Below are 11,094 nucleotides of genomic sequence, written 5' to 3'. Positions count from 1 at the left end.
GGGAAGGTTCCTGGCATTGGGCTCAGCGCGAGAATCCGGGCAGTTGGTCCGACGATGCCGGGCTCAACAGCCAGGCGCCCCAGACCGGCAGGTTCGGCGATGCCTCGCGCTGGCCCGGCAGCGGCACCTCGGTGCCCTGGGCCAACGGCTGCACCAGCCGCGGGGTGACGATGATGACCAGCTCCTTTTCTTCCTTCTTGTAATTGAGGGTGCGGAAGAACGACCCGATGATCGGCAGATCGCCGAGCAGGGGCACCTTGTCCACGTTGGAGCTGACGTTGTTGCTGACCAGCCCGCCGATCACGAAGGTTTCCCCGTCACCCAGCTCGACCGTGGTGTCGGCGCGGCGGGTTGTGATCGACGGCACCTGCACATCGTTGTAGGTGATGCCGGCGGCGTAGTTCAGGTCGCTCGCTTCCGGCGCCACCTTGAGTGCGATGCGGTTCGGGCCGAGCACGGTGGGGGTGACGGTCAGGCCAATGCCGAACGGCTTGAAGGTGACCGTCGTGGTGCCCAGCCCCTGTGGTTCCAGGATCGGCAGCTCACCGCCGGCCAGGAAGCTGGCGCTCTGTCCGGACAACGCAACGAGAGTGGGTTCGGCCAGGACGCGGGCCATGCCGTTGCTCTGCAGCAGGTCGATGTTGGCGTCCCAGCCATGGGTGAGGGATTTGAACACCAGCCCGAAGGCCGACGACAGCGGGTTGGTGATGATGACGTCGTCGGGCCCCGCCGATTCGCCCGCCGGCAGCACGCCGGGCAGGGTCGCGCCGGGGCGCGTGATGCCGTAATAGAAGCCGTTGTTGCGGTTGAAGTTCTTGTTGCCGAAGCTCATGCCGATCTGGCGCAGCACCGACTTGTTGAACTCGACGATCTTCACCTCGACCTGGACCACGCCACCCGTGGCGATGGTGGAGATATCGGCCAGCTGGCCCTCTTTGCCCACGGCCATCGCCGCGGCCTTGACACTGTTCTGGTGGTCCAGCAACGAAGGGCTCAGGCCCTGCAGCAGGCCCTGGCCGTCCTGCACGATCAGCCCGGTGCCACCGCCCTGGGTGGTCAACGCACCCTGCACGGCACTGCGCACCTCCACCTGCAGCCGTTCCGGCTCGCGATTGCCGTTGCGCCACAGCAGCAGCGTCGTGTTGCCGGGTGCCTTGCCGACCAGCAGTGCCTCGCGGCCACGCAGCATCACCACGTCGGCCACGCTGGGGTCGGCGATGGCGACCCGTTCCAGGTTGGCCGGCAACGACCACGGTCGCTGCTCACGCGTCTGCAGTACCAGCTCTGCGTCGGCACTGGCCAGCAACGGGCTGCCGATCAGCACGCCAGCCAGCAGGCAGCGTGGCAGGGCGTGGCAAAGGCGGCGCGTGAGGGTGGGGCGTTCGGTCATGGGCTGTCTCGGCATGGGCTTAACGCGACCCGCTGTGGGAGGAAATGTCGCCACGGATGATTTCAATCCCGCGGTCCGGGCGCGGTGCCGCACGCCGCGGTGCGCTGCCGGGAACGGGCAGTGCCGCGGTGGAACTGCGCCCGCGTCCGGCCAGGGCGTCGGTGTCGATGCCGGCGTAGGCATCGTTTTCCGGGCGCTGCAGGGCGATGCGCTCCTCGGCGGACAGCTCGCGGCGCGGGCTGAGCACGCGGCCGGGCGTCGGGAACAAGCCCTGGTCCGGCAGCGCGATGTCGGCCGGGTGGCCCAGGTCCGGCGCAGCGTTGCGCTGGAGCGGCAGCGCTGGCAGCAGGTGCTGACCGGGCTGGGCCTGCGTTCTACCGAGGCCGCCGGCAATTTCGTGTTCGTCGACACCGGGCGCCCGCATGCAGCCGTCGCAGCCGGGTTGCTGCAGCAGGGCGTGCGCATCGCGCGGGTGTTCGCCCCGTATGACACCTGGGTGCGGATCACCATCGGGACGCCGGCGGAGAACCGGCGCGCGCAGCAGGCGTTGCGTCACGTGCTGGGTTAGCCGCGGATGCGCTCGAAGCCGTCCGCGCTCCAGTCCTCGCTGCCCACGCCGTGGTGGATGACGAACAGCCCCTGCGGATCGTAGCGGCGCTTGGCGGCCTGAAGGCGAGGGTAGTTCGGTCCCCAGAATGCCTGCTGCCAGTCTTTCTGGAAGTAGTCGCTCTCGGAGACGTAGGCCGGTGCGGACGGGGCCACCGCGCTCAGCGCCTGGTAGGCGCGCGCTACGTTCAAGGCCCCCCGGCGTGCACGGGGCTCGTCCACCTTCAGGCCCAGGCCCGGGAAGACCGGTCCGCCGGCATTGCCGATGATGGCCAGCGCGAAGGCATCCAGCACCGCAGGGTGGGTGGCGGTGTCACGGCTGGCCGCCAGCGCAGCGGCCGGGGCGCCGAACAGGCCCTTGTTGCAGTGCAGGCCGACATCCATGTGCTCGGCCGCAGCGCAGATCGCGGCCGCCGCCTGCTCCCGCCGCGCATCATCCAGCAAGCCGGACGGCAGCCAGGCCGAGGCGTAGCCGTGCAGGAACCAGCCGGCCTGGCCCTGATCGCCCTTCCACAGCATGTGCCGCGGCGAGGCACCCGCGCGGGTGTCCTCGGCGATGAACCCGGGGGCATGCTGGCGGAAGAAATCGGCATCCCAGAAATCGCGGGCCGGCATCGCCAGGGCCTGCAGGGGGTCGGTGATCGTGTAGGCCGGCCGTGCACGCACCCATGCCAGGAACGGCGACCAGGTGGCTTCGGCCGCGTCGCGCGACAGCCCCTGGAACACCATCGAGACCGAGAGCCGGCGCGTGTCGGTGAAGGTGATCTGCTCGCCCCAGTGCGCGTTGCACAGCGTGTCGCGGTAGAAGCGCAGCATCTCCGCCGCCAGGGCCTGCCAGCTGGCGTCGTCGCTGGCCTGGATCTGGCAGGAGATGCCGCCGAAGGTATCGGGCAGGGCATGGGTGCGCAGCGTCATCCGGGTCACGATCCCGAAGCTCGCCGCACAGCCGCCCTTGAGGGCCCAGAACAGTTCCGGGTCGTTGTCGGCGTTGACGATGCGGATCTGGCCGTCGGCGGTGACGATCTCGGCCTCGAGCAGGCTGGCCGCCGCCGTGCCATGCGCCTTGGAGAAGCTGCCGAAGCCGCCGCCCGTGACCAGGCCGGTCACTCCCACCGAGGTGCAGCCGCCGCCCTGGACATAGCGGCCACCGCGGGTGGTGACCGCATCGTAGGCATCGATCCACATGGCCCCGGCGCCAACGCTCACCGCTGGCTGTGGGGCCGTGCCCGGGCGGGCGTTGTGGGCCACAAAGGCGTCATGCAGCTCGACCTGGTTCATCGCGCGGGTCCAGACCAGCAGCGAATCCGGTGCGCAGGACGTGCCGTGGTAGCTGTGCCCACCGCCTTTGACCACCAGCCGCAGCCGGTGGGTACGGGCGAAGTTCACCGCGGCGGCAACGTCGGCGCTGTTGGCGGCCGCGACCACCTTGGCACTCGGTACGGAGCGCCACGCCCCGAAGTAGCCACTGGTCTGGGTCAGGGCGGGCTGGTCACCGAGGAAGAAGGGGTTCTGCAACTGCTCCAGGGCGGCCGCGCGGGTGGCAGGGTCAGCCAGGAACGGCGACTGCGGGACCGCCAGCCGTCCGCCCACCTCACGCGACAGCCGGTCCCATTCGGTCGCCGCCGGCCAGGCCGCGCTCCCCGGCCGCACCCTCGCACCGGTCGCCGCGAGGGCGGGGCCGGCCTTGAGCAGCGTGGGCAGCAGGGGCAGGGTCAGCCCGGCCTTGAGGCAATCGCGTCGTTTCATGGAAGTCGTTCCTGCGGAGGGCGCTGTGTGTGATGCCGATGAGTGTGATCCCGGGAAGGCCCGCCCGCATTGGCCTGGGGCTGGATTCCGGGGGTGAAGGGACGAATGGCGGCCGGTGTGGGGCGGCCGGTAGTCCGGCCCGACGAGCTGCCTGGCGTGGGGCAGCGGCCAGTAGTTTTTACCCGGGCCCGCCAGTAGTTCTGCGGTCGCCGAGCGGCTGGCTGCAACGCAGACTTCAATGACGGACTTCCAACTGCCCCTCATTCACAGGACGCCCCATGAACACAAAGGTCAGCAATCTGCCCCTGCCGGTGCCGGCGTTCTCCGGGACGATCACCGAGAACTACAAGGAGGCCACGGCCGACTTTCCGCAGCCGGTGGCGCCGCCGGCCGGCGCACCGGATGTGCTGGTCATCCTGATCGATGATCTCGGCTACGGGGGCACCTCGATGTTCGGCGGGCTGATCCCCACCCCCAACATCGATGCGCTGGCGCACAACGGCCTGCGCTACAGCCACTTCCATAATTGCGCGCTGTGCTCGCCGACCCGGGCGGCGCTGTTGTCCGGCCGCAACCACCACCGCACCGGCAACGGTTCGATCACCGAGGCGTCCACAGGCTTCCCCGGCTACAACAGCATGTGGGCCGACGACAATGCGGCCATTCCGCAGGTGCTGGCCTACAACGGCTACAGCACGGCCGCGTTCGGCAAGTGGCACAACACGCCTGATTGGGAAACCAGCCCGGTCGGGCCCTTCGATCGCTGGCCCACCGGCAAGGGCTTCCAGACCTTCTACGGGTTCATGGGCGGGGAGACCAACCAGTTCACCCCGCAATTGTTCAGGAACACCACGCCGGTCGAGCCGGAAACCACCCCCGAGCAGGGCTACCACCTCACTGACGACCTGGCGACCCAGGCCATCCAGTGGCTGCACACCCGCCAGTCCATCACCCCGGACCGCCCGTGGTTCCTGTACTGGGCGCCCGGGGCGATGCATGCGCCCCACCATGTGCCCGAGCCGTACATCGAACGCTTCAAGGGGCAGTTCGATCTCGGCTGGGACGCTTACCGGGCCAAGCTGTTCGAGAACCAGAAAGCCGTCGGTGCGATTCCCGCCGATGCGCAGCTCACCCCGCGGCCGGCAGAGTTACCCGGCTGGGACACCTACAGTGCGGACGAAAAGCGGCTGTTCGCCCGGCAGATGGAGTGCTTCGCCGGCTTCCTGACCCATCTGGATGAACACATCGGCCGCCTGCTCGAGGCGGTCAACGCGCTGCCCAACGCCGACAACACGCTGATCATCGCGGTGCTGGGCGATAACGGGTGCAGCCCGGAGGGCGGCCTGCTCGGGACGTTGAACAACATGGCGACCCAGAACGGGCTCCCCGATGACGTTCCGACCATGCTGGCGGCCATCGATGAGATCGGACAGTCCCATCACGAGAACCACTTCGCCGTGGGCTGGGCCTGGGCGGTGGACTGCCCGTTCCAGTGGACCAAACAGGTGGCCAGTCACTTCGGTGGCAACCGCACCGGGGTGTCGATCACCTGGCCGGCCAGGATCAAGAACGGTGGCGAACTGCGCGCGCAGTTCCAGCACGTGGTCGACATCGCGCCGACCATCTACGAAGCGGCCGGGATCGCCTTCCCCGAAGCGGTCAATGGGGTCCGGCAGCAGAAGCTCGACGGTGCCAGCTTCCTGCATACCTTCGCCGATGCCGATGCGCCGTCTACCCATCTCACCCAGTACTTCGAAAATGCAGGCAACCGGGCGATCTACCATGACGGCTGGATCGCCTCGGCGCACCATGGCGTGCCGTGGGTGCTGCTGGGACGCGACGGTCATTTCGAACGCGACCATTGGGAGTTGTACGACCTGAGCCAGGACTTCAGCCAGGCCAATGACCTTGCGGCCACGCATCCGGAGAAGCTGGCGCAGCTGCTGGAGATCTTCCGCCAGGAGGCCGACGCCAATTTCGTGTTCCCGCTGGATGATCGCTTCTCCGAGCGCGCGCACGTGCCCGACCGCCCCAGCGTGACCCGTGGCCGGGCGCGGGTCAAATATTACGGCGGCACCACGCGCATCAGCGAGGGCACCGCCCCCGACGTGAAGGCGCGCAGCCACAGCATCACCGCCACCCTGGTCATTCCGCAGGGCGGCGCGGAGGGCGTGATTGTCGCGGCTGGCGGCAGCGCGGGCTACGCGTTCTTCGTCAAGGACGGCGAACTGATGTACGAGAACAACTTCTTCGGCCGCGAGCGCGACCTGATCCGTGCCGGAACCCGGCTTCCTGCTGGAGAAGTGACCGTGTCCTTCCATTACACCCATGAAAGCCAGGCCTACGGCGGCGGCGGAACCGGCCGCCTGGCGATCAGCGGCAACGAGGTGGCGCGCCTGCCATTCGCCCATGTGCCGCCGGCCCGCTACAGCGCCACCGAGACCATGGACATCGGTCGTGACCTCGGCGAAGCCGTGTCGACGCAGTACAAGGGACCATTCCCGTTTACCGGTACGGTGAAAGAGGTGGTGTTCGAGATCGGTTAACCTCTTGAGCGGATGCGCCACGAGCGCTCGCCTGGTCTCGTTGTTGCATGCCCACCCCGAACGCTTCCCTCACCGGTTCGCTGGCCACCTTCACCCCGGCCACGCGCGCCTGGTTCACCGCGGCGTTCACCGCGCCCACCCCGGCGCAGGCGCATGCCTGGGCTGCGATCGGCGCCGGCGAGCACACCCTGGTGATCGCGCCGACCGGTTCGGGCAAGACCCTGGCGGCGTTCCTGCACGCGATCGACCAGTTGTTCCGCAGCGGCGAGCCATCCCGCGTTCCGCCCTCCGATCCAGCGCCGCCGAAAAAGCGCGGCACCCGCGTGCTGTACCTCTCGCCGATCAAGGCGCTCGGCGCCGACGTGCAGCGCAACCTGCAGATTCCCTTGCAGGGGGTCAGCGCCGAGCGTGAGCGGCGCGGCGATCCGGCGGTCAACCTGTCCGTGGCGATCCGCACCGGGGATACCACGGCCGCCGAGCGGGCGCGGCTGGTCCGGCGCCCGCCCGACATCCTGATCACCACGCCTGAGTCGCTGTTCCTGATGCTGACCTCGCAGGCGCGCGAAACATTGCGCGACGTGCATACCGTGATCATCGATGAGATCCATGCGGTGGCCGGCAGCAAGCGGGGTACTCATCTGGCGCTGAGCCTGGAACGGCTGGAGGCGCTGCTGGCGGTGCCGGCGCAGCGCATCGGGCTGTCGGCCACGGTGCGGCCGGTCGAGGAAGTCGCGCGGTTCCTCGGGGGCGACCGCCCCGTCAGGGTGGTCCATCCGCCGTCGCAACGGGCATTGGATGTGCGCATCGTCGTGCCGGTGGAGGACATGGCCGACCTGCCGCCCCATCCCGGCGCTTCGGAGGCTTCGCCGTCGTCCGGGCGGCTGGGGTCGATCTGGCCGCACGTGGAGGCCAGCATTCTCGACCAGGTGCTGGCCCGGCGCTCCACCATCGTGTTCGCCAACGCGCGCGGGGTGGCCGAGAAGCTGACGGCGCGGCTCAACGAGCTGTACGCCGAGCGCCTCGCGCAGCGGCCAACGCCGGGTCCGGCGCCAGAGCACCATGGTTCCTTCACTGGCGGCACCGCCGCGCGCTCGGCCGGGGCAGAGGCGCTGATCGCACGTTCACACCATGGCTCGGTGTCCAAAGAGCAGCGCCGCGAGATCGAACAGGCGCTCAAATCCGGTGAGCTGCGCTGCGTGGTCGCCACCTCCAGCCTGGAGCTGGGGATCGACATGGGCCTGGTCGATCTGGTCATCCAGGTCGCAGCGCCGCCTTCGGTGGCCAGCGCCCTGCAGCGGGTCGGGCGCGCCAGCCACCAGGTGGGCGGCATCTCCACCGGCCTGGTCTACCCACGCACGCGCCGCGATCTGATCGATGCGACGGTCGCGGTGGAACGCATGCTCGCCGGCGATATCGAGGCGATCGACCCTCCGCGCAATCCGCTGGACGTGCTGGCCCAGCAGACCGTGGCCGCCGCGGCGATGGATACGCTGCAGGTGGAGGCGTGGTTTGCCTGTGTGCGTCGCGCGGCGCCGTACCGGTCGCTGCCACGCAGCGCCTTCGATGCCACGCTGGACATGCTGGCCGGGCGCTACCCGTCCGATGATTTTGCCGGGTTCCGCCCACGGCTGGTCTGGAACCGTGACACCGGTGAGCTGAGCGCCCGGCCCGGATCGAAGCAGCTGGCCGTCACCAGCGGCGGCACCATTCCCGACCGCGGCATGTTCAGCGTAATGCTGCCGGAGGGCGAGGAACGCGCGGGCTCGCGCCGGGTCGGCGAGCTGGACGAGGAAATGGTCCATGAGTCGCGCGTCAACGACGTGATCACGCTCGGCGCGACGTCGTGGCGCATCGAACAGATCACCCATGACCAGGTGGTGGTGACCCCGGCACCGGGCCGCTCGGCGCGGCTGCCGTTCTGGCGGGGCGAAGGCGTGGGGCGCCCGGCCGAGCTGGGCGAAGCGGTCGGTGCCTTCATCGGGGCGCTGGAAGGCGCGGTCGGCGAGGGCGACGTTTCCCCCGCGCTGCGGGCGCGGCTGCAGGCCGATGGGTTGGCCGACAACGCGGTCGCCAACATCGTCGGCCTGCTGGGCGAACAACGTGAGGCCACCGGCCTGCTACCCACCGATCGCACCCTGGTGGTGGAACGTTGCCGCGACGAATCCGGCGACTGGCGGTTGATGCTGCATTCTCCGTATGGCCGGCGCGTGCATGACCCGTGGGCGCTGGCGATGGCCGCGCGCATCCGCGAGCGCTGGGGCATCGATCCGGCGGTGGTGGCCAGTGATGACGGCATCATCGCGCGGCTGCCCGACGCTGCCGGCCGCCTGCCCGGGGCGGAGCTGTTCCTGTTCGAGCCGGAGCGGCTGCGCAGCGAGGTGACCCGTGCGGTGGGCGGCTCGGCCTTGTTCGCCGCCCGCTTCCGCGAATGCGCGGCGCGCGCGCTGTTGTTGCCTCGGCGCACGCCGGGCCGCCGCTCCCCGCTGTGGCAGCAGCGCCTGCGCGCGGGCGAGCTGCTCGGGATCGCGCAGGGCTACCCCGAATTTCCGATCCTGATCGAAACCGCGCGCGAATGCCTGCAGGATGTCTACGATCTGGACGCACTGGATGGGTTGATGCAGCGGCTGGCCGATGGGCGCGTGGCGATGGCCGAGGTCACCACCGAGGTGCCGTCACCGTTCGCGGCGAACCTGCTGTTCGGCTATGTCGCCGAGTTCATGTACGGCACCGACGTGCCGCTGGCCGAGCGCCGCGCGTCGGTGCTCTCGCTCGACAGTGGCCTGCTGGGGGATCTGCTCGGCCAGGTCGATCTGGGCGAACTGCTTGATCCCACCGTGGTCGACGCGATGGGCGAGGCGCTGCAGCGGCGCGTGCCGGATCGCCGCGCCAAGGGCAAGGAGGGCGTTGCCGATCTGCTGCGCGAGCTGGGCCCGCTCACGGCAGCTGCGCTGGCCGCGCGCCTCATCGACGCCGAGCCGCTGCCGCTGCTCCAGGCATTGGAGCAGGAGCGCCGCGCGATCCGGATGCCGATCGCCGGTGTCGAACACTGGGCCGCCATCGAAGATGCCGCACGCCTGCGCGACGCACTCGGTGTCGCCGTGGCGGCGGACCTGCCCGACGCATTCCTGCAGCCGGCTGCCGATCCGTTGGGCGAGTTGCTGGCGCGCTATGCCCGCAGCCATCCGCCGTTCACCACCGCCGACGCAGCAGCGGCGTTCGGGCTGGGCGTGGCCGTGGCCGATGCCGCGCTGACCCGGCTGGAGATGCAGGGCAAGCTGCTGAAGGGCGCGTTCGGCGTGGTCCGCCGGCAGTCGGCGGGGGCCGGCGCGATGCCGGCGCCGGTCCCGCTGGCCCGTCACGAATGGGTAAGCGAGGACGTGTTCCGGCGGCTGCGGGTGCGCTCGCTGCAGGCCGCGCGCGAGGCCACCCGGCCGGTGCCCCGCGAAGCTTACGCGTTGCTGGTGCTGGAACGGCATGGCCTGATCGCCGATGCCGCCCAGGCCGCCCGTGGCATGCAGACCCCGGCCCGCAGTGCGCTGGAGGGTATCGACGGCGTGGCACGGGTCGTGGAACTGCTGGCCGGCGTGCCGCTGCCCGCCTCGGTATGGGAGCAGCAGATATTGCCCGCGCGGGTGGTGGACTACGCGCCCGGACTGCTGGACGAACTGCTCGCGACCGGCACGGTGCTGTGGTCAGGCCATGGCCGCATCGGCGAGGACGACGGCCTGGTCGCGCTGCACCTGCAGGAACTGGCCGCCGAGACCTTGTCGGCACCCCCGGCCCACGTGGAGCTCTCTCCGTTGCAGGCCGGCATTCTGCAGGTGCTGACCGACGGTGGTGCGTACTTCGCCCGCCAACTGGTCGCGGCCGTGCGCAGCCAATGGGAGCAGGCCGGCACGGCCAGCCCGGAGATCACCCCGGACCAGCTGCAGAGTGCCCTGTGGGACCTGGCCTGGTCGGGCCAGGTAACCACCGACCTGTGGGCGCCGCTGCGCGCGCTGTCCGGCACGCGCCCGCCGCGCCCCCGCGTGACAAGGACGTCGCGGCGCAGCCGCGGTTTCCGCGGCTTCCCGATGCACGACATGCCCGCCGTCAGTGAAGGTTCGCCGCCGGGCACCGCCAGCTTCGCGGCGCCGACGCTGGCCGGTCGCTGGTCGCTGCTGCAACGGGAGGCGGTGAGTGACACCGTGCGTGCGGTGGCCCTGGCCGAGGGCCTGCTGGATCGCCACGGCATCGTGACCCGTGGCGCGGCCGTCGCGGAAGGGATTGCCGGCGGCTTCCCGGCATTGCAGCAGGTCTATCGTGGGATGGAGGACACCGGCCGCGTGCTGCGTGGGCGTTTCGTGGAGGGGCTGGGCGGGGCGCAGTTCGCTGATCGCCTGTTGGTGGACCGCCTGCGCGGGATTGCCGAGGCGCTGCGGCCGGGGGCTGCCGACATCGCGGTCGGCCTGTCCGCGGTGGACCCGGCCAATCCGTTCGGTACGGTGCTGCCGTGGCCAGCGCATCGCACGGGGCAGCGTCCGGTACGGCGGGCTGGCGCGTTCGTGGTGATCGGCGGTGGGCGCCTGCTGATGTATCTGGCCCAGGGTGGGCGCCACCTGCAGGTGTATGTCGAGGCGGATGATCCGTCGCTTGGCGCGGCCTCGCAGGCACTGGCCAGTGCGCTCAGGCGTGGCCGACGCAGTTCCTTCACCCTGGAGCTGATCAACGACGCGGTGGTGAAGCGCGACGCCTTGATGGATGCCCTGCGTGCCGCGGGTTTTTCCAGTGCGCCCAAGGGCGTGAGCTGGGAAGGGTAACCAGAAG

The 11,094-nt window shown here is 69.8% G+C and carries 6 protein-coding genes; 3 read left to right on the top strand and 3 right to left on the bottom strand.

Annotated elements, in window-relative coordinates; translation table 11 throughout:
* Positions 1-22: 22 nt before the first annotated feature.
* Positions 23-1,390: a type II and III secretion system protein family protein gene (locus ORK51_RS05220; protein ID WP_266084417.1), complete on the bottom strand. Its 1,368-nt coding sequence runs from the start codon at positions 1,388-1,390 to the stop codon at positions 23-25.
* Positions 1,391-1,409: 19 nt separating this feature from the next.
* On the bottom strand, positions 1,410-1,658 hold the full coding sequence (locus tag ORK51_RS05215) for a hypothetical protein (RefSeq protein ID WP_266084416.1): 249 nt from the start codon (positions 1,656-1,658) through the stop codon (positions 1,410-1,412).
* Positions 1,659-1,688: 30 nt separating this feature from the next.
* On the opposite strand from ORK51_RS05215, the gene ORK51_RS05210 reads away from it, so the two are divergent.
* Positions 1,689-1,958 (top strand): aminotransferase class I/II-fold pyridoxal phosphate-dependent enzyme, encoded by a 270-nt coding sequence (locus ORK51_RS05210; RefSeq protein WP_266084415.1) that lies wholly within the window; start codon positions 1,689-1,691, stop codon positions 1,956-1,958.
* Here ORK51_RS05210 and ORK51_RS05205 read toward each other — a convergent pair.
* On the bottom strand, positions 1,955-3,742 hold the full coding sequence (locus ORK51_RS05205; RefSeq protein WP_266084414.1) for an FAD-binding oxidoreductase: 1,788 nt from the start codon (positions 3,740-3,742) through the stop codon (positions 1,955-1,957). The genes ORK51_RS05210 and ORK51_RS05205 overlap by 4 nt on opposite strands.
* 278 nt (positions 3,743-4,020) lie before the next feature.
* Between ORK51_RS05205 and ORK51_RS05200 the strand changes: the two genes are divergently transcribed.
* Together ORK51_RS05200 and ORK51_RS05195 are read left to right on the top strand one after the other, a co-directional pair.
* Positions 4,021-6,288 (top strand): arylsulfatase, encoded by a 2,268-nt coding sequence (locus ORK51_RS05200; RefSeq protein ID WP_266084413.1) that lies wholly within the window; start codon positions 4,021-4,023, stop codon positions 6,286-6,288.
* A gap of 47 nt (positions 6,289-6,335) precedes the next feature.
* Positions 6,336-11,087, top strand: a complete 4,752-nt coding sequence (locus ORK51_RS05195; RefSeq protein ID WP_266084412.1) for an ATP-dependent helicase — start codon at positions 6,336-6,338, stop codon at positions 11,085-11,087.
* The last annotated feature ends 7 nt before the right edge of the window (positions 11,088-11,094 follow it).

Origin of the sequence: Stenotrophomonas sp. RIT-551, from assembly GCF_026241915.1 — a bacterium.
In the GTDB taxonomy this organism is placed as follows: Bacteria; Pseudomonadota; Gammaproteobacteria; order Xanthomonadales; family Xanthomonadaceae; genus Stenotrophomonas; species Stenotrophomonas bentonitica_A.
This window is presented reverse-complemented; position numbering and strand designations above follow the sequence as displayed.

Coding starts and splice junctions, on each gene's coding strand:
- ORK51_RS05200 (WP_266084413.1), top strand. CDS start 4,021: ATGAACACAAAGGTCAGCAATCTGCCCCTGCCGGTGCCGGCGTTCTCC.
- ORK51_RS05195 (WP_266084412.1), top strand. CDS start 6,336: ATGCCCACCCCGAACGCTTCCCTCACCGGTTCGCTGGCCACCTTCACC.
- ORK51_RS05220 (WP_266084417.1), bottom strand. CDS start 1,390: ATGACCGAACGCCCCACCCTCACGCGCCGCCTTTGCCACGCCCTGCCA.
- ORK51_RS05205 (WP_266084414.1), bottom strand. CDS start 3,742: ATGAAACGACGCGATTGCCTCAAGGCCGGGCTGACCCTGCCCCTGCTG.